The organism is Embleya sp. NPDC056575 (assembly GCF_042793325.1).
Taxonomy (GTDB): Bacteria; Actinomycetota; Actinomycetes; order Streptomycetales; family Streptomycetaceae; genus Embleya.
This window is the reverse complement of sequence record NZ_JBHTVA010000002.1, coordinates 91315-111600: the sequence shown is the minus strand read 5'-3', so window position 1 is coordinate 111600 and position 20286 is coordinate 91315. Positions and strand designations below refer to the sequence as shown.

Annotated in this window: 15 protein-coding genes and 1 pseudogene; 9 read left to right on the top strand and 7 right to left on the bottom strand. The window is 72.9% G+C overall.

Annotated elements, in window-relative coordinates:
• Window positions 1-233: 233 nt before the first annotated feature.
• The 5 genes from ACFRCG_RS01805 (at window position 234) to ACFRCG_RS01785 (ending at window position 8553) form a co-directional block, all read left to right on the top strand.
• Window positions 234-1007: a TIGR03084 family metal-binding protein gene (locus ACFRCG_RS01805; RefSeq protein ID WP_380027630.1), complete on the top strand. Its 774-nt coding sequence runs from the start codon at window positions 234-236 to the stop codon at window positions 1005-1007.
• 135 nt (window positions 1008-1142) lie between these two features.
• Complete coding sequence (locus ACFRCG_RS01800; RefSeq protein ID WP_380027628.1) at window positions 1143-3386, top strand: PQQ-binding-like beta-propeller repeat protein; 2244 nt, start codon at window positions 1143-1145, stop codon at window positions 3384-3386.
• 122 nt (window positions 3387-3508) lie between these two features.
• Window positions 3509-6220, top strand: coding sequence for a protein kinase (locus ACFRCG_RS01795; protein ID WP_380027625.1), 2712 nt, complete (start codon window positions 3509-3511; stop codon window positions 6218-6220).
• A 129-nt stretch (window positions 6221-6349) separates the two neighbouring features.
• Window positions 6350-7429 (top strand): hypothetical protein, encoded by a 1080-nt coding sequence (locus tag ACFRCG_RS01790; RefSeq protein WP_380027623.1) that lies wholly within the window; start codon window positions 6350-6352, stop codon window positions 7427-7429.
• Entirely contained in the window at window positions 7426-8553 is a 1128-nt protein-coding gene (locus ACFRCG_RS01785) for a hypothetical protein (RefSeq protein ID WP_380027621.1), read from the top strand. Before ACFRCG_RS01790 ends, ACFRCG_RS01785 begins: the two co-directional genes overlap by 4 nt.
• A gap of 110 nt (window positions 8554-8663) precedes the next feature.
• On the opposite strand, the gene ACFRCG_RS01780 is transcribed toward ACFRCG_RS01785, so the two are convergent.
• From ACFRCG_RS01780 to ACFRCG_RS01770, 3 genes are all read right to left on the bottom strand, one after another.
• Window positions 8664-9254: a GNAT family N-acetyltransferase gene (locus ACFRCG_RS01780; protein ID WP_380027619.1), complete on the bottom strand. Its 591-nt coding sequence runs from the start codon at window positions 9252-9254 to the stop codon at window positions 8664-8666.
• Window positions 9255-9316: 62 nt separating this feature from the next.
• Window positions 9317-10267, bottom strand: a complete 951-nt coding sequence (locus tag ACFRCG_RS01775) for an N-acetyltransferase (protein WP_380027617.1) — start codon at window positions 10265-10267, stop codon at window positions 9317-9319.
• Window positions 10268-10379: 112 nt separating this feature from the next.
• Window positions 10380-11180, bottom strand: coding sequence for a TauD/TfdA dioxygenase family protein (locus ACFRCG_RS01770; RefSeq protein ID WP_380027615.1), 801 nt, complete (start codon window positions 11178-11180; stop codon window positions 10380-10382).
• Window positions 11181-11280: 100 nt separating this feature from the next.
• On the opposite strand from ACFRCG_RS01770, the gene ACFRCG_RS01765 reads away from it, so the two are divergent.
• Together ACFRCG_RS01765 and ACFRCG_RS01760 are read left to right on the top strand one after the other, a co-directional pair.
• The gene (locus ACFRCG_RS01765; protein WP_380027613.1) at window positions 11281-11925 is read left to right on the top strand and encodes a TetR/AcrR family transcriptional regulator; all 645 of its coding nucleotides are present in this window, start codon (window positions 11281-11283) and stop codon (window positions 11923-11925) included.
• Window positions 11926-12131: 206 nt separating this feature from the next.
• A pseudogene (locus ACFRCG_RS01760) lies at window positions 12132-12644 on the top strand (ATP-binding protein); the annotation flags it as partial.
• Here the strand turns inward: ACFRCG_RS01760 and ACFRCG_RS01755 are convergent.
• From ACFRCG_RS01755 to ACFRCG_RS01740, 4 genes are all read right to left on the bottom strand, one after another.
• Entirely contained in the window at window positions 12624-14024 is a 1401-nt protein-coding gene (locus ACFRCG_RS01755) for an SMI1/KNR4 family protein (RefSeq protein ID WP_380027610.1), read from the bottom strand. The pseudogene ACFRCG_RS01760 and the gene ACFRCG_RS01755 sit on opposite strands and share 21 nt — an antisense overlap.
• A gap of 103 nt (window positions 14025-14127) precedes the next feature.
• Window positions 14128-14694 (bottom strand): telomere-protecting terminal protein Tpg, encoded by a 567-nt coding sequence (gene tpg, locus ACFRCG_RS01750; RefSeq protein WP_380027608.1) that lies wholly within the window; start codon window positions 14692-14694, stop codon window positions 14128-14130.
• Between the two features lie 8 nt (window positions 14695-14702).
• The gene (gene tap, locus ACFRCG_RS01745) at window positions 14703-17039 is read right to left on the bottom strand and encodes a telomere-associated protein Tap (RefSeq protein ID WP_380027606.1); all 2337 of its coding nucleotides are present in this window, start codon (window positions 17037-17039) and stop codon (window positions 14703-14705) included.
• Between the two features lie 172 nt (window positions 17040-17211).
• Complete coding sequence (locus ACFRCG_RS01740) at window positions 17212-18252, bottom strand: methyltransferase (RefSeq protein ID WP_380027604.1); 1041 nt, start codon at window positions 18250-18252, stop codon at window positions 17212-17214.
• A gap of 376 nt (window positions 18253-18628) precedes the next feature.
• Here ACFRCG_RS01740 and ACFRCG_RS01735 point away from each other — a divergent pair, with 376 nt between their 5' ends.
• Together ACFRCG_RS01735 and ACFRCG_RS01730 are read left to right on the top strand one after the other, a co-directional pair.
• On the top strand, window positions 18629-19147 hold the full coding sequence (locus ACFRCG_RS01735) for a GNAT family N-acetyltransferase (RefSeq protein WP_380027602.1): 519 nt from the start codon (window positions 18629-18631) through the stop codon (window positions 19145-19147).
• 86 nt (window positions 19148-19233) lie between these two features.
• Complete coding sequence (locus ACFRCG_RS01730; protein ID WP_380027600.1) at window positions 19234-20247, top strand: sigma-70 family RNA polymerase sigma factor; 1014 nt, start codon at window positions 19234-19236, stop codon at window positions 20245-20247.
• Window positions 20248-20286: the final 39 nt, after the last annotated feature.

The window sequence follows — 20286 nt, the reverse complement described above, 5'->3', positions numbered from 1 at the left end:
AGGGAATCGATTGCACCGAAAGCCTCCCATCGACGTCCCTGTCGCCACGCCGATCCGCCCCCGAATGCACCCGACCTGCTGAACGGAACCACCCGAAACGACTCCCGTCGGGGTTGACGCGGGACGCACACGCCGTCGCGCCGTCGCCGCTGTCACCGTCGCCGCCGGACGAGAACGATCGACATCTACGATGTTTCGGTGGACGCATGCCAACAACCGAAAGGTGACGTCGGATGCTGAACTACGGCCTTGACGTGTCCGGTCTGGAACGCGATGTCGCCCTGTCCGACCTGGTGGCCGAGGGAGACGAACTCGACGCCCTGGTATCGGCGCACGCCGACTGGGCCGACCCCACGCCGGCGGCAGGGTGGACGATCGCCCACCAGATCGCGCATCTCGCCGCGGCCGACGCGAACGTCGTCATCGCCATACGAACCCCGGAGGCGTTCGACGCCGTACTGAAACAAACGGAGGCCGCGGGCAGCGGACACGCCGATCTCGAAGCCGCCGCGGGAGCCGCCAAACCACGATCGGTACTGCTCGACGAGTGGCGCGCCGGTCGCGCCGAGGTGGCGGCGGCGCTCCGCGACATACCGACGGAGCACGGATTTCCCTGGTACGGCTCACAGTTGACCGCGACGCTCATGGCGCCGCTTCGGCTCATGGAGGTGTGGGCCCACGGGCAGGACGTCTTCGATGCGGTGGGCGCCGCACGCCGCCCCACGGATCGACTCCGGCAGATCGCCGCCTTGGGCGTGATCGGACGCGAACTCTCGTTCCATGCAGCCGGGTTGCCTCTTCCGACGGAGCCGTTCCGGGTCGAACTGGCCGGCCCCGACGGCCGAGCCTGGACATGGGGCCCGGCGGATGCGGCGCAGCGCATGGAGGGCGGCGCCCTCGACTTCTGCCTCCGAGTCACCCGGCGCAGGCCCCCCGCCGCGACCGACCTCACGGCGGTCGGTGGGGACGCGCAGGCGTGGCTGGACAACGCCCGCGTCTTCCTCTGAGCCGTCCGCCCCCGCCACCCCACCCGCGGGATATCCGGTGCACCCGACCCGACCCCCTCCCCCGAGCCGCCAACGGCCCGCCGCGGCGTGATCTTGTGGTCGGTATCCTGGCCATCGCCGCAGAAGAGGGGAACCATGGAGTTGTCGGGCGCCGCCGATCCGCGGCGGGTCGGACCGTACGCCGTGCTCGGCGTGCTCGGTGCGGGCGGCATGGGCAAGGTGTTCCTGGGTCGTTCGCCCGGCGGGCGTACCGTCGCGGTCAAGGTCGTCCGTCCCGAACTCGCCGACGACCCCGTGTTCCGGGCTCGTTTCGGACAGGAGGTCGCCGCCGCCCGCCGCGTCTCCGGTGCCTTCACCGCGCCCGTCGTGGACGCCGACCCCGACGCTCCGGTGCCCTGGATGGCGACGGCGTTCGTGCCCGGCCTACCCCTGTCCACCGCGGTCGCCCGGCACGGGGCGCTGCCCGCGGCGGCGCTGCGCATGCTGGTCGCCGGGTTGGCGGAGGCGCTCGGCAACGTACACGCCGCCGGCCTGATCCACCGCGACCTCAAACCCTCGAACGTCCTGGTCGCGCTCGACGGACCGCACGTCATCGACTTCGGGATCTCCCGGGCCGTGGAGGGAACCTCGCACACCCGCAGCGGCGCGGTGGTCGGCTCGCCGGGGTACATGTCTCCCGAACAGGCCCTGGAGCGGCTGCTCACCCCGATCAGCGACGTGTTCTCGCTGGGCGCCACCGCGTATTTCGCCGCCACCGGGCTGCCGCCGTTCGGGACCGGCAACGCCGCCGCGCTGATGTTCCGCGTCGCCGGCACCGAGCCGGACCACGCGCCGTTGGCCGGGCTCGACGAGCCGCTGCGCGCGCTGATCCTGCGCTGCCTCGCCAAGGACCCCGCCGAGCGGCCCGAACCGGCCGAGGTGGTCGAGGACATCGAACGCCAGGGCGTCGACGTGGCGGCCGGGAGCTGGCTGCCCGGGCCGCTGACCGCCGACATCATGGCGGTCCGCGCGTCGACCCTCACCGCTCCCCCGCCCGCGTCGATACCCCCGACCCCGCCGTCCCCGCGAACCCCGCCCGAGCCGCCGGCACCGCCCACCGCCCGGACGATCGGTCGCCGCGCCCTGCTCGTCGGCGTCGCGGGCACCGTCGCGGTGGCCGGCGGCGTCACCGCGGCCGTCGCGCTGTCGAACCGGGGCGGGGGCGACGTCGAGAACGCCGGCCGCGAGGGCGAGTCCGTCCGCCCCGGTCCGACCGGTGCCCCACCCGCCCCGGCCGCCGTCCCGACCACGCCCCTGACCGCTCCCGACGCCGTCGTCCGCAGGATGCGCGACCTCGGCGAACCGTGCGCGGGTCTCGTCCTGAGCGGCGACGTCCTGGTCTCATTCGGCTTGCTCTACGCGAACGGCCTGGACCTGGACGCCAAGACCCGTTGGGGGCCGACCACCGCGCAGATCGAAGCCACGTCGGCCAGGCATCGGCCGGGCATCGTGCGCAACGGCGTCCTCTACTTCTGCGGCGGCGCCGGCTCCGTCAGGGGCCTGCACGCCATGGACGTCTCGACCGGAAGACTCCTGTGGTCGGTGGCGGAGCCGCCCGGCGATCGGCTCCTGCGGGTCGTGGCCGGAATCCTGGGCGACACCGTGATCGTCTCCGGCGACCTCCTCGGTGGCACCTCCATGCGGGGTTTCGTGTGGGCCGTGGACATCCGAAAGCGCGCCACGCTGTGGCAGGAAACCGGCACGGACGTGACGGCGGTGCTGCTGGTACCGCCCACGACCGAGTCGATGATCCTCGCGGGCGGCGGCGGAATCGGCCGAGACGGCGAGGTCGTCGTGCTCGACCCGACGACCGGCAACCGCGGCTGGCGCAATCCGGTACCCGGCGGCTCCTTCGGCTCCTACGCACGGTCGCGGGCGTGCTTCGCGGGTGGCGCGTACGTGTACGCCGGATCCTCGGTCACCGCGGTCGACCCACTCGACGGCCGGCAACGCTGGACGTTCCGGACCGGCCGCAACGGCGGCGACGGCTTCGGGGAACCGGTCGCGAGCCCGGACGGAAAGACGGTGTACATCACCTGCTCCGTCGGCCTGATCGCCCTCGACGCGGCCACCGGCGCGCCGAAGTGGGCCACCGCGCCGCAGGAGGGTTCGCTCCGCGAATCCGACTCGGCCGGGATCCGGATCGCGGACGGCAACGTCTACGTCGCGGACGACAGGGCGAACCTCTGGGCGGTGGACGCCGAGACGGGCAAGGGGCGATGGAAGTACAGCGACCCCACCCAGAACGCGACTAACGTCCTGCTCACCGCGGTGGGCGGCGGTCGGGTGTGGGGCGCCAACCGCACCTCGCTCGTGGTCGTCGCCGCGAGCGGGGCGTAGCCGCCGAACCGCCCACACAATCGCCACGACACGCGCGACCGGCCCGGACGATGCCCGGTCGATGTCCGAACTTCCGCTCCGAGTCGGGGCGTTCATCAATGAAAGGATGACGGCGGCAGGCCATGGAACAGCTCGACGCCTCGGATCCTCGGCGGGTCGGCCCGTACGTGCTGCTCCTGCCGCTCGGCTCGGGCGGCATGGGGAAGGTCTACCTCGGCCGCTCCGCCGCCGGACGCGCCGTGGCGGTGAAGGTCATCCGTGCGGACTTCGCCGCCGACGAGCACTTCCGCGACCGCTTCCGGGCCGAAGTCGCGGCCGCGCGGCGGGTGTCCGGGGCCTTCACCGCGCCGGTCGTGGACGCGGATCCCGACGGCGATCCGCCGTGGATGGCGACGGCGTTCGTCTCGGGTCTGTCGCTGTACGACGCCGTGCGGCGGCACGGGCCGCTGCCCGAGGCCTCGTTGCGGATGTTGCTGGCCGGGGTGTCCGAGGCGCTGGTCGGGATCCACGCGGCGGGGGTGATCCACCGCGATCTCAAGCCGGGCAACGTGCTGTTGGCGCTGGACGGTCCCCACGTCATCGACTTCGGCATCGCCCACGCGCTGGACGGCACGTCCTTCACTCGCGAGGGCACCGTCGTGGGGTCGCCGGGGTACATGTCGCCGGAGCAGTCCCTGGGGCGGTCGGTGAGTGCGGCGAGCGACGTGTTCGCGCTGGGCTCGACGATGGTGTACGCGGCGTCCGGGCGGCGGCCGTTCGGGGACGGGCCGCCCGCCGCCGTGCTGGGGCGCGTCGTCGGCGAACCGGCCGATGTCGGCGCGCTGCCGGCCTCCATCCGGGACGTGGTGGCGGCGTGTCTGCACAAGGACCCCGTACGACGTCCGACCCCGCGAGCGCTGATCGACTTCGTCAGCCGGGACGAGGACGGGTCGGGCGGGGGAAGTTGGCTGCCGGACGCGGTGACGCGCGACGTGAGCCGTGCGGCCGACGTCCTGACGGGCCTGCCGGCGACGCGGGACGCGGCGAGCGGGCACGAGACCCCGCCCACGACGGGCATGGACGCCCGGCCCACGCCGCCGGCGCCGGCGCGGGCGTCCGGCGGGTCCGGAACCCCCACCCGGTCCGGGGCGTCGACGACACCCGAGACTTCGGCATCAGCCGAGGCGTCGGCGCTGCCCGGGACCGCCGCGCGGCCTGGAGCCTCCGCGCCGGCCGGGATCGCCGCGTCGCCGGGGACATGGCCACCGCCCGAGACATCGGCATCACCCGAGACGGTGGCACCACCCGGGATCGCCGCGCCGCCCGGGGCGGGGTCGCCGCCCGGGATCGCGGCGCTGCCCGAGACGTCGGCATCGCCCGGGGGCTCCGCACTGCCCGGGGCGGGGTCGCCGCCCGAGGCGTCCGCACTGCCCGGGGCGGGGTCGCCGTTCGGCGCGTCCGCCCGTCCCGCAAACTCGGGCCCGCCGGGGCAGGCTCGGCAACAGGTCTTGCGCAGGCGGCTGTTCCTCGGGCTCGCCGCCGGCGCGGCGGCGGCCGTCTCCGGCGGCGTGGCGGCGGTCCTGCTGCGGGGCGAAGCCGACTCGGCCCGGGGCGCGGCCGCGACGCCGCCCGCCGGCGTACCGGGATCCCCGCCCCCGGCCACCGTCCCGACCCCGCCGCCGGTCGTCCCGCATGCGCCGCTGCCCGCGCCCACCGGCCGCAGGGGTGTCCTCGACGGCCCCGCGGCCGCGACGTCGTGGACGGCCAAGGCGAGTGGACCCGTCACCGACGTGGCCGTGTACGGGGGTTCGGTCATCGCCACCGGCAAGAACGGCCGGGACGCGTTCGACGCCGGCGCGGGCCGACCGCGGTGGACGCTGCCCCTGACCGTGGGTTGGAACGACGCGGGCACGGTCGCCGGGGACGACCGGGTCGCCTACCTCACCGGCACCGGGGCCGCCGTCGGGCAGGACGTGCTGAGCGCGGTCCAGCCCGGTACCGGAAGGGAGTTGTGGACGCTCCCGCTTCCACATGTCGGGTGGACCCCCACGGGCGTGGCCGGCATCGTCGACGACATCGCCTTCGTCACCGGCCGCGGGATTACCGGTACGACGACGACGCCGTCCTCCTTCGGGTTCGTGTGGGCCGTCGACCTGCGCACCCGAACCGGCGTATGGGAGACCGTGGGCGCGGACGTCGACGGGTTGTTCGTCCCCCCACGCGGCCCGAACCTGCTGTCGCACGGCGACCGTGACCGGGGCTCGGACGGGCGCCTCGTGATGCTCGACGCGACGCGCGGAGGCGCCCGCGGCTGGACCACCGACGTACCACCCGTGTCGACGCAGGGCTATGTCCCCGTGACCCGGCCCCCGATCCCCGTCTGTTGGACCACCGGCGGCTTCGTCTACTGCGCGGACCGGGTCCACCTGGTCGAACCGGACCGGGGAAAGCCGGTGTGGGACTTCCCCGCCGCCGGCGCCGGCGAGACCTTCACGGACTGCGCCTCGAACACCGACGGCGACACGGTTTTCGCCACCACGCAGACCACGCTCTACTGCCTCGACGCGAGGAAGGGCACGCTGCGTTGGCGCAGCTCGATACCCGGCGGCTCCGCGAGTCGACCCACGTTCGGGACGCAAGGCCCCATGGTCCGCTACGACTTCGGCAACGTGTACGTCGCGGACAGCACCGGAACACTGTGGGCGGTCGAGGCGACGACCGGAACGACCCGGTGGAAACACCCGTTCCCGGTACGGCCTCCCGGGGAGCGCGCCGGCCCGATCCTGACCGCCGCGGCGGGCATCGTGGTGATCGGATACGGGTTCCAACTCACCACGATCGACGCGGCCGGGTAAGCCGAACACCGGGACCGACCGGCCACGACCACCGCGTCGAGACGATGCCTCGGATCGGCCATATGCCGTCTGTTCACGGCCCGGCTCATGCCCATAAGCTGAGCGGTCCTCACGTTCTCGGGAGGTCTCGTGAACGGTCTTCGTGCGGTCGTCGTCTGCCTTGTGATCGTGTGTACGGCGGTGGTGTCGCCCGCCGCACCGGCGTCGACATCGACATCGGAATCCCCATCGACGAGATGGTCGGCGCTGCCCGTGCCGGCGGCGGCCCCGCCGGTGAGCGTGGCCGATCTCGCCGCCCGCGGACCGGGGGACGCGTGGGCGACCGGGTCCGAGAACGCCGCCGACGGATCCCGGCCGACGTTGTACCACCGGCACGGCACGGCGTGGAGCCGGGACACCTCCTTTCCCGGCGCCGACGAGCCGGGCTCGCTCGGCCGGATACAGTTCGTCGGCGACGAGGTGTGGATCTTCCACTACCGCGTGGGGATCGCGGAGATCCTGCGCCGGTCGGCGGTCGGGTGGAGTGCCGTCCCGCTGCCGCAAACCCTGTGGACCTACCAGGACTTCACCGCCGTACCGGGTGCCGCGTGGGTCGTCGGCGAGGACGACACCGGACCGAAGGTGCTGCGCTACGACGGTTCCGGCTGGAGCACGCAGTCCACCCCGGACGGCGTGCTGTTCGTGATGGGGATCACCGCGCGCACCGCCGACGACGTCTGGGCCTGGGCGGACACCGCGGACGGGACCACCATCCTGCGCTGGGACGGCACTTCGTGGCGGGACGCGAAGGTACCGCTGCCGCCGAACAGCAACGTGCACACGATCGTCCTCGAACCGTCCGGCCGGATCACGATCGGCGGCGGCAGGTACACCGACGGTGTGGCCCGCACCTACCTGACGACCGGGAACGGGCTTACCTGGCACACCCGTTACCCCCCACTGGGGGACACCTCCACGGAGGCCATGGTGCGCGGCCCGGACGGCGCGCTGTGGTTGCCGGTGCGCGGCGACCGGGCGTTCCAGTCGAAGTACGCGCGGGTCGACGGCCTCCGCACCACGTTCTCCTACGGCCCGGAGCGCACGAACGCGATCGACGTGAAACCGCGCGCACTGGCGACCGTCGGATCCGCTCTGTTGTCCTTCGGCACCGTCGAGATCTACGGCTCGAAACCGAACCTGATGAGCGAGCGACTGGGAGGTCGACCATGACACGCCGACTTGTGGTCGTGGCCGTCGCCGTCGCCATGACGGGCATGACCCTCGTCCCGCCGACCTCGGCCTCGGCCTCGGCCTCGGCGGAACCCCCGGCCTGGCAGCACGTTCCGGTCTCGGCGGAGGTACGCCCGCAGGCCACCCTGAACGAGGCCGTGGCGTTCGGACCGGATCGTGTGTGGGCCGTGGGCGCGGACGCGGTCGGGCGTGAGGCGCCCGGTTTCCCGCTGGTGCTGCGCTGGGACGGAACCGCGTGGCAGCGCCGCAGCCTGCCCGGGATCACCTGGCAGGGCGAGTTGTCGTCCATCGCCGCGACCTCCCCGACCGCGATCTGGGCGGTCGGCCGCGACACGGCGGGCGGCGGCCACGTGCTCCGCTCCGACGGCTCCGCCTGGTACGAGGGCCGGTCGCCGCGTGGTGTCGCGCCGACCCGAGTCGTCGCCGGCGGCGGCCGGGTCTGGCTGATCGGCACGCGCGGCGACGCTCAGGCGCTGCTGCGTTGGGACGGGCGCGCGTGGCGGGACCTACCGGTGCCGCCCGGATCCGTGTACGGCCTGCACATCCTGGCGGCCGACGACGTGTGGGCCGCGGGCGCCGGCGCCTCGGGCGCGACGGTGTCGCACTGGAACGGTCGGGTGTGGCAGCAGACGATCGTGGACGGCTTCCCCCGCTCGGGCGTCGGCAGCGTACTGGCGGTCTCGCCGACGGAGGTATGGGCGGGCGGCACCGCCGGATTCATCGGCGGCCCGCCCGGCCGCCCGATCCCACCCCTGCTGGTCCGCTGGGACGGTCTGACGTGGCACCGGGTCGCCGTACCCACCGACTTCGGAGCCATCACCTCACTGGCCCCCGCCCCCTCCGGCGCCCTGGCCTGGATCTCGGTGATCCGCTCACAGAAATGGGCCCCACCGGGCAACTCCCCACCCCTGATCCCCGGCCCGGACTTCCTCGCCTGGACCGGCCAGTCCTTCACCGAGTACAAAGAACCCGCCGTCCCGGGCGAAGGTGCCTCGACCACCCTCCACCTGACGCCGGTCCCCAACACCACGACCATCTGGTCCACGGGCCGAGCCACCGGCCCCGAATCCACCTTCACCCCCCGCACCCAACACTTCCCCTGACCCGACCCCCCTCCAGGCGGTGGGACGCGATGGTACGTCGGATGCCGTCCCGAGGGGCGTGGTCCAGGTGCACGGTCTCCTCGAACCGGTTCTCCTGCGCGATTCGACGATCAGGACGATCCGGTCGCCGGCCCGGTCGTGGTCTCGGCGACACGGAACCCGCCCTCGGGCACGTCGTGATCGAACGCGCGGTTGATCACCTGGTACATCACGAAGTCCTGCCAGCGTCCGGCGATCCTGAGGTATTCCGGCGCCAGGCCGTACCGCGTGAAGCCGTTGCGTTCCAGCACCCGCTGCGACCCGACGTTGTCCGTCAGCGTCTCCGCCTGCACCCGGTGCAGCCGCAGCTCGTCGAAGGCGACCCGCAACGTCTCGCGCACCGCGGCCGTGGCGAGGCCGCGGCCGTTGGCGTGCGCACTCACCCAATAGCCCATGGCGCACGACTGCAGCGCTCCGCGCACGATGCCGCTCAGCGTCATCCGGCCGACCACGTCCCCGGCCTCGTCCACGATCACGCGCAGGTGCACCCGGCCGGCCGACTCCTCGGCCAACGCGTCGCGGATCTGCGCCGCCTGTGTGTCCGGAGTGAAGAAGTCGTCGGCGCGCAGCGGCTCCCAGGGGGCCAGGAACTCGCGGTTGTGGACCACCAACCCGGTCAGCGCGGGTACGTCGTCCATGGTCAGCCGCCGGGTCACAAGCACGAGCCGAGCATGCCACGAGCCGTGCCACCGGCCGCGACCGGGGTATCGAGGTACGGCGACGGTCAGGTCGGGTGCGTGTGCGAGCCGGTGTGTGGCCGGTGTTCCCAGCCTCGGTCGGTACGGGCGAGTTCGCGAAAGCCGGCCGCGGTCAGCCGGGCGATCGACGTGGTGTCCGCGGCGGATTCGTAGTCGAGCACGCGGTCCGTACCGGCGAGGTGCAGCCATTCGGCCGCGTGGGCGAGCAGGTGAGCGGTCAGGTCGTCCGCGTCGGCGTCCGACACGACGTGCAGGTTGCCGATGTCGGCCAGGCCGCCGCCTCGGGCGCGGCGTTCGGGCCGATCGAGCATGGTGTCGACCTCGATGAAGCCGAGTTCGCGGTCGCCGTCTCGGGCGGTCAGCCGGGTACCGCACTCGCCGACGGATCGACGCACGACGAAGCGTGCCGAGGGGTCGGCGAGGGCTCGGCGGAGATCGGCGACCTCCGCGATCAGGACGGCCTCGGTGTCGCCCGTGTGGTGGAACCCGGCGCGCTCGAAGACGGCCCGGACGTGCGGCCACGGCCGCGGCAGGCCGTACACGCCCGGTGCCGGCAGCGCGCCGTCCGCGTACCGCGTCCGCACGCCCCAACGGGCCGACTGCGCCAGGCACGCCTGCATCAGCAGGTCGGCGGCCCGCTCGGCATCGGGCCGAAGGGAGCCGGCCGGCCGACAGACGAACCAGTCGACCACACTCGCGTCCCGGTAGTCGGCGCCGACCTCGGCATCGTCGCGATAGCGCAGCAGGTGCGCCGCGGCCACCACGCACCGGTGGTGTTCGGCCACCAACGTGACCCGTTCCACGACCCACGGATCGGTGACGAACTCGGCGGGCCGCCGGGTCAGGCAGTCGAGCACCGTGTTCACGGACACGGAGACACCCGGGACCACGGCGGCCACGTGGGCGTTGACGAGATCGGTGAGCTGGTCGCGGTCGTCGCGACGAAAGAGGCGCACCGTGGGAGCGGACGAAGGCATGCGGAGAACTCCGTTGACGATCCGACAGAGAAGCCGCCATGCGATGCGGTACCCGGCCGACGATACCCCAAGCCCGGACCGGATCGGCCGACCACGCCTCGTTCCGCCGGGCTCAGCGCGGCTCGTCGCCCTCGATGACGATGCGGTGCATGACACGCGGGCCCCGGTAGTCGTACACCGCGTAGTGCTGCGTGCTGCGGTTGTCCCACAGCGCGATGTCGCCCGGCCGCCACGTGAACCGCACCTGGAAGTCGGGCCGGGTCACGTGCTCGAAGAGGTGGGGCAGCAGCAACTCGTTCTCACGTTCGTCGAGTTCGACGATCCGGGTGGTGAAGATGCGGTTCACGTACAGGCATCGGCGACCGGTCACCGGATGTGTGCGCACCACGGGATGCACGACCGGCGGCAACGCCCGCGGGTCGCCGCCGCGGTGCGAGCGCGACTTGGTGACGTCGTGCTCCGCGGTGAGGCCGTCCAACAGCGCGCGCATCGGCGCGGAGAGGGCGGCGTACGCGCTCTCCATGTCCGCCCACAGCGTGTCGCCGCCGAGCGGCGGCAGCGACACCGCCCGCAACATCGTGCCCATCGGCGGGCGGGCCAGGAACGTGGCGTCGCTGTGCCAGATGTCGGCGTTGGAGACCTTGGGCGCGTCGCCGTCGGTGGCCAGCACCATGACCTCCGGCAGATCGGCCTCGGGCGGTTCGCCGAACGGAAAGCGCTGGAGCGCCCCGAATCCGGCCGCGAAGTCGCGCTGGCGGCGCGCGGAGATGTCCTGGTCGCGGAAGAACAGCACCTGGTGGGTGTGCAGCGCGTCGGCGAGGCCGGCGTAGGCGTCCGCGCCGAGATCGCGGCTCAGATCGATCCCGGCGATCTCGGCGCCGATGGCGGGTGTCAGGGGGCGGATGTCGAACACGGGTACTCCAGGGTCTTGTTGTTCGGCGATCGATGCGATCGAGCTTGTGAGACAGATTGTCTTAATCAACGACTGAGACGGAATGTCTTACACTCCTCCCGTGGATGTCAAGACCCGAACCCGCGCCCGCATCCTGGACGCCGCCGAGCGTCTGTTCGCCGAGCGCGGCATCGCCGCCGTGTCGCTGCGCGAGATCGGCGCCGCGGCGGGACAGCGCAACAACTCCGCGGTGCAGTACCACTTCGGCACCCGCGAGGCACTGGTCCGCGCGCTGTACGAGGACCGCCTCGCGCCGCTCAACCTGCGCCGCCTCGACCTGCTCGCCGCCCTCCCGGACGAACGCCGCGGCGATCTCTCGGCGCTCGTCGACATCCACCTGCGACCGCTCGCGGAGACCATGCGCGACGGTGCGCGCGAGAGCCACTACGCCCGGTTCGTACATCGCTTCACGCTCGAAGGCGAGGTGCTGTCCCCGCCGCTGGGTTCCGACGTCGCCGGCGGCGTGCGCGCCGTCACCGCGCTGATCGAGGACACCCTCGCCGCGGCCGAGCCGGACACCCCGCCCGCCGTGCACGCGACCCGACTGCGGCTGATGTTGCTCCTGGTCACCGCGACCCTCGCCGACAGCGAACGCCGCCTCGATCGGGGCGCCGAACTCCCCCTGCCGTTCGAGGACTTGCTGACCGAACTCGCCGACGCCGCGGTGGGCGTACTGGACCCTACGGGAGCCGTGCGAGGGCGCTGATTCCGCGGGGCGGCCGGACAAACCGGACCGCACGGCGAAGGCCACGCCGGCACGCCCGCCGGTTCGGCCGACCCGGCATCCGGCGCTCCTCCACCGCACGACTCCGACCGGGCCTCCCGGTCGCGCGAGGCCCGCGAGTCGGACAAGCGCGGCGGCCCTGATCCGCGAACCGCGGTGGCGCGACCGACTTCGATAGCGTCGAGCCCATGATCGTATGGCTCAACGGCACACACGGCGCCGGCAAGACGACGACCAGTGCGCTCCTGCAACCACTTCTCGCGAATTCACGGGTGTTCGACGCCGAGAAGGTCGGCGAGACGCTCATGGACGTCAAGCCCGGGCTGCCGGCAACGGACAACTTCCAACACTGGCCGCCGTGGCGCGAGTTGGTCGTCGAGACCGCCTACCGCATACTCGACTACACCGGCGGCACCCTGGTCATGCCGATGACCGTCCTGGTCGAGCGGTATTGGCGCGAGATCAGCACGGGCCTCGCCCGACACGCCGTCCCGATACGGCACTTCGTCCTCCACGCCGACCAGGACACCCTGCGCCGGCGCATCGAGGGCGACACCCTCCTCGGCCCCTCCCCCTTCCGTTTCAAGTACCTGGAGCCCTACGCCGAGGCGGCCCGCACCTGGCTGCACGCCGAGGCCGAGGTCGTCGACACCACACACCTCACCCCCACCGAGGCGGCGCTACAGATCGCCGAGGCCGTCGGCCACGGGGCCGAGGTCGCCGGTGAGGGCGGTTCGGGTGATCGGCGGGCGGCCCCACAGGGCGAGGAGTTCGTCGGCCAAGGCCGCGACGGGTAGTGGGTCGTCGTCGTGACCCGCCTTGATCGAGGCCGCCAGCAGACCACGCGGGACGGCTCCGGCGTCGAGGAGGACACGCCAGTCCCGCGGCGCGAGTTCGAGGTATTCCAGCCCGGTGAGTTCGGCGATCTCCCGTGGGTCGGCAATCGTGCCTGGGTAGGCGGTGAGGGTCCGCAGCCGTGGCAGGCCGATCAGCGGTGCGAGGCTGAGCGGCGGGTCGTTCCACACACCGATGGACACGACTTCCAGGCCGGGATCGGCGGCGGCCTCCAGGCTGCGCAGGCTCGACGCGTTGACCCATGCCACCGCCGGTGACTGCCGCCCCGCTCCGCGCAGCCCGGATTCCGCCCGCCGGCGTCGATCGAGCATCATGTCGGTGAGGGAGTCGGCGACGAGCCCGGCGCCCACGCTCTCCTCGTGGGAGAGGATGATGACCTGTCCGGTGTGGCCGCGGGGGCCGGGGGTCAGATCGACGGCCAACCGGTCGCCGCCGCCGTTGTCCCCGAAGACGATCCAGCCCGGGGAACCGACCAGCCCCTGTACGGCGGCGTCGGGCCGGTTGTCGACCGCGTCCATCGCCGCGAACCGCCACAGGAAGTAGCGGGTTGCCGCCTCGGCGACGTACAGGTCCGCCAGGCCGAAGAGTTCGCAGCGGACGGCCTCGGCCTGGCGCCGAGCCGCTTCTTCGTCGTCCTGCCAATCCTCCCAATGCGACCGCGTCACCCGATAGAGCGCTTTGAGTTCGTCGGGCAGGGCGATGCCCAGGCGCGTCTCGGCGGCGGCGATCTCGGCCTCCGTGGCACCGACCGCGCCGGGCAGTCGTTCGCGAAGTGTGCGCTCCAGCAGCTCGGGGTCCGCAGACGGCGCCGGCAGCGCCCCCGGCACCGCGTCGGGCAGGCGATGCCAGGGCTGCGGCAGCGAGCCCTCGACCAGGACGAGCGCTCCCGGATGCGGGCCGACGCCGGGCTCCACGGCCGGGCCGTAGTCGAGTATGCGCAGCAGCGCCCGTCCCGCCGGATCGACCTTCACGGTGAACGAAACGGTGTCGATGCCGTCCTGCGCCAAGGCGTCGCGCACCCGCTCCACGGCGTCGTGCTCGTCCCGATGGGTCCGCGACACCCCTTGCTTGATCGGTACGCTCCAGCCGCCCCGTCCGATGTGGCCCGCCACGTGGGCGCCCGGGGCGGCGAAGCGCTCCTCCCGGCTCGCCCGCACGAGGCGCAACACGGGCTCCCAGGTCGCGAAGTCGTCGATCGAGCGAGCCGGATTCCGGTGATCATCCATGCCCGGACCGTACGCCGAGCCACCGACGCTCGACCACGAGTGTGCCTCGGCGCGACGGCGCTCGGTCGCGGACGGCGTTCGGCTCGGCACGGGTTCGGCTCGGTCAGCCTCGGATGTCGAACTCGCAGTAGTCGACGTCGGTGAGTTCGACCACCTCCAGGTCTTGGGCGCGGGTGCCGCTCTCCTGGAAGTAGGCCTGGTGCAGGCCGGCGGCGACGATGCGCTCCAGGTCGCGTTCGGGGGCGCCGGCGTGGTGGGCGTCGAACAACTCCCGGGCGCGGTCGGGGGGAAGGGGTTGGGTGATGCGGCGCATGCGGGGGTCGTCGGTGGACCCGACGGCCGAGGAGAACCCGAATCGGGCCCTGGTCTCGACGATCACGGCGCCCGCGGCGGCGGCGCGTTGTTCGGCGCGGCGGCGGACGCGGGGTTGCCACAGGCGGCGGACCTCCGCGTCGATCCGGGCGTTGACGGGGGCGGGCGGATTCTTGCGGTCGCCCTTGAGGTAGCGCTCGACGGTGCGTTGGCTGACGCCCAGGAGCGCGGCGACGATGCGGGTGCGGTTGTGGTTCCTGCTCATCAGGAACCGTACGCGGGCCTTGGTGGACCGGGGCGGTTTGCGGGTGAGGACGTGTTGGGCGGCCTGGTCCAGGCCGTCGCCGATCTTGCCCATGCGGGTTCCTATTCGCCTTCGGCGACGGCGTCGACGCCGTCCTTGATGTGGCGGGCGGGGTTTTGTCCCTCGACGAGCATGCGCAGGGCCCATTCGAGGGGGCGGGTGCCCTCGTGTTTGACCATGCCGGGGCTGACCCCGAGGCGGAATCCGCCCGGGATCGGCTTGCCGTCGGCCGTGCGCGGCAGGACGTCCAGGGGGGAGGGCCCCTCGGAGAGGTAGACGACGCAGTCGGAGAGCACCGCGATGGGGTACAGGTCGGCGGTGATGGCGAGTTTGCGGATCTTGCGGTGCATGCCGACGCGGGCGTTGGCGATCACGGCGGCGCGGATGTCGGGACGCCAGGTCGGTCGCTCCAGCGCGGGCCAGCGGTCGCCGGGGCGGTAGCGGGCGCCCTGGGGGCGTTCGCGGAGCTTGCCGATGCCGCCCTTGACGGTCGCCTTGATCGCGGCCAGGACGATCGCGCGGGTGGGGTCGGCACGCTTGTGCTCGGCCATCGCGGCCAGGAACGCGGTGTCGTCGAGGTCGGGGGTGACGCCGAGGTCGGCCATGGTGGCCAGGTAGGCGTCCCGCAGGCGGGTGTACCAGGGGTCGAGGTAGGCGCCGTGCTCCGGACGGATCCACGCCTCGAACGGGTCGATCTCGGCGCCGAGTTCGGCGGCGTAGGCGACGGTGGGGGTGGCATACCAGCCGGGGCCGGTCGGGGGCAGGCCGGTCGGGGTGAACGGGCTGGGCAGGCGGGGGTCGAGTTCGATGCCGGAGAGGTCGACGTACCAGCAGCCGGGGAGCTTGCGGTCGAAGGCGGGGGCCTCGACGTGGACCGGGGCGCCGAGGCCCACCGGCAGGCGGGACGCGGCCGCGAGGAAGGCGGTGTTGACGTCGAGGCCGACGGCGTACTCGCGGTTGCCCTCGTCGTCGCCGACCAGGTGGATGGGTCGGTGCCAGTCGTACGCCTCCTCCACCAGCACGTCGGCGCCGCCCCGGTTCTGCGCGACCGGGTGCTCGTCCGGGGCCTCCGGCGGCGCCGGGTCGACGGCCTCGGTCAGCGAGCCGCCGACCGGGCCGGAGCGCCAGCTGCCGGTGCTCTCGTCCTTGACGGCCTGGGTCGGCGGGCGCAGCTCGGTCATCAGGGTCAGGCCGGCGACGGCGGTGGAGCCGCGGGGGGTGACTACACGGGTGGCGTAGGTGCCCAGGAGTTCGGCCAGTCGCGGTGCGGGCAGGTCGGCGGCGTCGGCCCAGGAACGGGTGTCGAGCGCGTCCCAGCCGAGGAAGGCGAACTGCACGCACTGCCGGCGGCCACCGTCGGCGGGCGGTCGGTAGACCTTGGTCCAGGGGCCGAAGCCGCGCCGGGTCAGCCGCCGGCCGTCCTGGGTGACCTGCTTGACCAGCTTGTGGTCGTCGGGCAGGCGCAGGTTGCGGCGGTCCTCCAGGTCGGCGGGTACACCCAGGCGCTCGGCGGCGGCGGCGGTGACCACCACGAGCGGGTCGGCGTCGCGGCCGGCGCGGTGCAGGCGCTCGGCGCCGAGGCCGATGTCCAGGGCCCAGGCGAACACGGCGGGCAGCGACTTCGCGGGACCGGGCAGGACCCGACCGTCGACCAGGTAGGCCACGAGCCGGCCCTTGTCGGCGTCGAGGACGGCGAGGGGGCCGGCGGGGAACCGGGCGGCGGGCGGCGCGTCGGAGGGGGGAGTGTCGGTCTTGGCGACCGCACGGGTGCGGGGCGGCGACTTGGGAGACGCGGCCGAGGGGGCCGGGGCGGAGCGAGCCGCCGCAGGCGGGGCGGAGCGCGAGGGCCGCCGGGCGGCGGGCGGCGCGGACGCGGCGAGCGGCTTGTCGACGGCGGGCGACTCCGCTGCGGGCGTCTGCGCTGCGGGCGTCTGCGGCACGGCCGGCGACGGCGGCGCGCTACGCACCCACGGCGCGGCGGCCGTCCACGCCCCGGCCCCGCCCGGGCCGTGCGCCGGCGTGGAGGTGGTGTGCGTGGCGGCGGCGGTGTCCGCCGCGGGCCCGGCCGCGTTGGACCCGTCGAGTTCGTCGGCCGACCCGGTGGCGTCCTCCGCCGCGTCGGCCCCGCCCGGGGCAGGTCGCGGCGCGGGGTAGCGCTCGGCGAGTCCCGCCAACAGGCGGGCGTACGCCTGGCGTTGCGGCGGGCGCGGGTCACTGCGCCCGGCCTCCCAGGCCACGACCGTCACCCGCTGGACCCCCAGCGCGTCCGCGACCCGCTGCTGCGTGAACCCGGCGGCCTTGCGCAACCTCGCCCGCTCGGCCGGCGACGGGAGGTCACCGGGCGCCTCGGCCAACAACGCGTCCACGGCGTCGAACAACGCCGGTTGGGGCTCGGACATGATCCACCTCCACCGGTGAATCTATCAACGAGCACACTCCGGACCCGACATCGACCTTACATTGTGCCCGGACTCGCGACCGCGCGACGGGGCCGCCGAGTCACAACACCGGCCGGTCCCGCCGCACCGGCGTCCCCCTCGCGGCCGGCCCACGTCGATGGCCGGCCGCCGCCTACGCGCCCTCGGAGGCCGCCCCCTCCACGATCGACAGCACGGTCGGGGTGGGCACGACCCGGACCAACCGCAGGCCCGCCGCGTCGAACAGTCGGGCGAAGTCCGCCTCGGTGCGCTCGCGGCCGACCAGGGACGCCATCATCATCAGGTCCAGTGCCTTGCCCTGGTGCGGTTCGTTGCCCTGCGGCAGCACCGCGTCGACGACGAGGACCCGACCGCCGGGAGCCATCGCCCGGCGGCAGTTGCGCAGAATCCGCACACACTGCTCGTCGTCCCAGTCGTGCAGTATGCGCTTGATCAGGTACACGTCCCCGGCGGGAACCGAGGCGAAGAAGTCGCCCTCCTCCGTGGCCCAGCGGTCCGCCAGTTCCGGGACGTCCAGTCGGTGGCCGGCCAGGACGTGGGCATGGTCGTACAGGACGCCCCGCAGCCGCGGGCCGGCCCGCAACGCGGCCAGCAGGAAGCCGCCGTAGCCGCCGCCCACATCCACGAGCGTGGCCGCCTCGGGGAAGTCGTAGCCGGCGGCGATCGGCACGTTCTCCGCCTCCGACATGGAGTCCATGCCCGCGTGGAAGACGGCGGCGGTCTTCTCGTCCCGGGCGAAGTGCTCGAAGAACGGCACGCCGAAGATGTCCTCGAAGGCCGAGGAACCCGTTTCCAGGCAGCGGGTCATCTCCCCGCTCGGCAGCCACATCGTGCGATCCGTCAGCATCAGGACCGCCGCGCGTGCCGAGACGGGCGCGTGCGAACGCAACGAGTCCCCCGCCGGGGTCAGCCGGAACCGGCCCCGGTCGTCCTCCTCGAACAACCCCCGGGTGGCCAGGAGTCGCAGCAGCCGATACAGGTTCTGTTCCCGAGTGCCCGTCAGTCGCGCCAGTTCCGCCACACCGAGGGGTCCGTCGGCCAGATGGTCCGCGACCCCGACCGCCGCGGCCGCGCGCAACGCGGCCGGATACAGGAACCCCAGGGCCTCCTCGACGACAAGGGCGGCACTGCGCCGCGCGGCCTCCGCACCCGACTCGCGGGAATCACCGTTCATACCATCGCCTCCGAACGCCCGAACCATCCGAGCCACACATCGAGCACGACAACAACTCGCCCACTCACGGCGGTTCCCCGCCGCCTCCGCACTCTTCCCCTCCATCACGGTACGAAGGTCCATCATGACGTTCCGTGCAGCCCCACGGGACCCCCGACACACAACCGTCGCCGCCACCCGAAGGCCGCCTCCGATCGAAAGGCCTTTGCCCGAGCCGGCCAGGGTTGCTACCGTCACCCCCCGCGCGGGAGGCGCGCGATCAGCGGGACAGGGAGGTTGATGAATATGGCCGCCGTCGGCTCTCTTCGGCATGCCCTCGTCCGTCCCGCGTACTGACAGAGCGCGGGGCGGGTCGTTCAACGACCAGGAGTGACACGTGACTTCCTCCGCCTCATCGGCCCGCACGCGGCTGACCACCGACCGCCTCGTCCTTCGGCCCTGGACCGCGGCCGAAGCCGGCGCCGTCCTCGACGGCACCGGATCGGCCCACTGGGCCGACGACTTCCCCGCCGACGGTGACCGCGTCATCGCGGGCCTCTTCGACGACAACCCCGCCTGGCTCGGCGAATACGGTCACCGCCTGATCATCGAGCGAGACGGTGGCCTGGTGGTGGGCTCGATCGGCCTGTTCCCGCCGCCCCACGAGGGAACGCTCGAAATCGGGTACGGCATCGTGCCCTCCCGCCGCGGCCGTGGCTACGCCCCCGAAGCCACTTCGGCCCTGGCGCAGTTCGCCCTCGGAGCACCCGGCGTCCACACCGTGTCCGCCACCGTGGAACTGTCGAACCCGTCCTCGGTCCGCGTGCTGGAGAAGGCCGGCTTCCGCCACTGGACCACCGACGAGAACACGGCCAGGTTCCGACTGACCCGTCCGGACGCCGGCAACCGGCGCTGACCCCCGGGGCCCCGGAGGCACACACTGCTTCCGGGGCCCCGACCCCCATCCCGAACCCGCGTGGTGGCCGGCGCCGGGAGGGCCGGGTGATTGCGATATGGTTCGCGGCCGGGAACAGCGGGGACTTCGGCCGGGGGGCGAGCATGGTGGAGGACTTCGGCCGGCGGATCGAGCCGTATCGGCGGGAACTGCTCGCCCACTGCTACCGCATCCTCGGTTCGGTCCACGACGCCGAGGACCTGGTGCAGGAGACCTGCCTGCGGGCCTGGCGGGCACGCGATCGGTACGACCCGGCCCGCGGTTCGCTGCGGACCTGGCTGTACCGGATCGCGACGCATGCCTGCCTGACGGCGTTGGAGAGCCGCGGTCGCCGACCGCTGCCCTCGGGAATGGTCGCCGACAGCCGGCCGCTCGATCCGCTGGTCCACGGCGGCGAGGTCACCTGGCTGCAACCGATGCCCGACGCGCTGCTGCACCTGGGGGATCCCGCCGGCGCGGCCGTCGATCGCGGCAGCCTGCGACTGGCCTTCGTCGCCGCATTGCAGCACCTCTCGGCGCGGCAGCGTGCCGCGCTGATCCTGCGCGAGGTGCTCGCGTTCTCCGCCGCCGAGACCGCGGACATCCTCGGTACCTCGGTCGCCTCGGTCAACAGTTCGCTGCAGCGGGCGCGGGCGCGGCTGAACCAGGCGGGTGTCCTGGAGGACCAGGTCGGCGAGCCCTCGCAGGCGCAACAGCGGGCCTGCGTCGATCGCTACATGACGGCGTTCGCGAACGCCGACGTCGAGGGGCTCAAGCGGCTCCTGACCGACGACGTGCTGATGGAGATGCCGCCGATGCTCAATTGGTTCGTCGGGCGCGACAACTACGGGCGGTTCATGGACTGGGTGTTCGACAAGGCGGGCACCACATGGCACCTGGTCCCCGTCGCGGCCAACGGCCAGCCGGGGTTCGCCGCCTACAACCTCGGCGCCGACGGCGTGTTCGAGCTGCACACGCTCCAGGTGTTCACCGTCACCGCCTCCGGCATCGGCAGGAACACGGTGTTCCGGGACGCCGAGGTGTTCGCGTCGTTCGACCTCGCGCCGCGGTTCGAGGTCTGACGGCCGGAAGGGCCTGTCCTCGATCCCGCCGAAAAAACT

Coding starts and splice junctions, on each gene's coding strand:
- ACFRCG_RS01785 (WP_380027621.1), top strand. CDS start 7,426: ATGACACGCCGACTTGTGGTCGTGGCCGTCGCCGTCGCCATGACGGGC.
- ACFRCG_RS01805 (WP_380027630.1), top strand. CDS start 234: ATGCTGAACTACGGCCTTGACGTGTCCGGTCTGGAACGCGATGTCGCC.
- ACFRCG_RS01740 (WP_380027604.1), bottom strand. CDS start 18,252: ATGAACGGTGATTCCCGCGAGTCGGGTGCGGAGGCCGCGCGGCGCAGT.
- ACFRCG_RS01775 (WP_380027617.1), bottom strand. CDS start 10,267: ATGCCTTCGTCCGCTCCCACGGTGCGCCTCTTTCGTCGCGACGACCGC.
- ACFRCG_RS01795 (WP_380027625.1), top strand. CDS start 3,509: ATGGAACAGCTCGACGCCTCGGATCCTCGGCGGGTCGGCCCGTACGTG.
- ACFRCG_RS01800 (WP_380027628.1), top strand. CDS start 1,143: ATGGAGTTGTCGGGCGCCGCCGATCCGCGGCGGGTCGGACCGTACGCC.
- ACFRCG_RS01755 (WP_380027610.1), bottom strand. CDS start 14,024: ATGGATGATCACCGGAATCCGGCTCGCTCGATCGACGACTTCGCGACC.
- tpg (WP_380027608.1), bottom strand. CDS start 14,694: ATGGGCAAGATCGGCGACGGCCTGGACCAGGCCGCCCAACACGTCCTC.
- tap (WP_380027606.1), bottom strand. CDS start 17,039: ATGTCCGAGCCCCAACCGGCGTTGTTCGACGCCGTGGACGCGTTGTTG.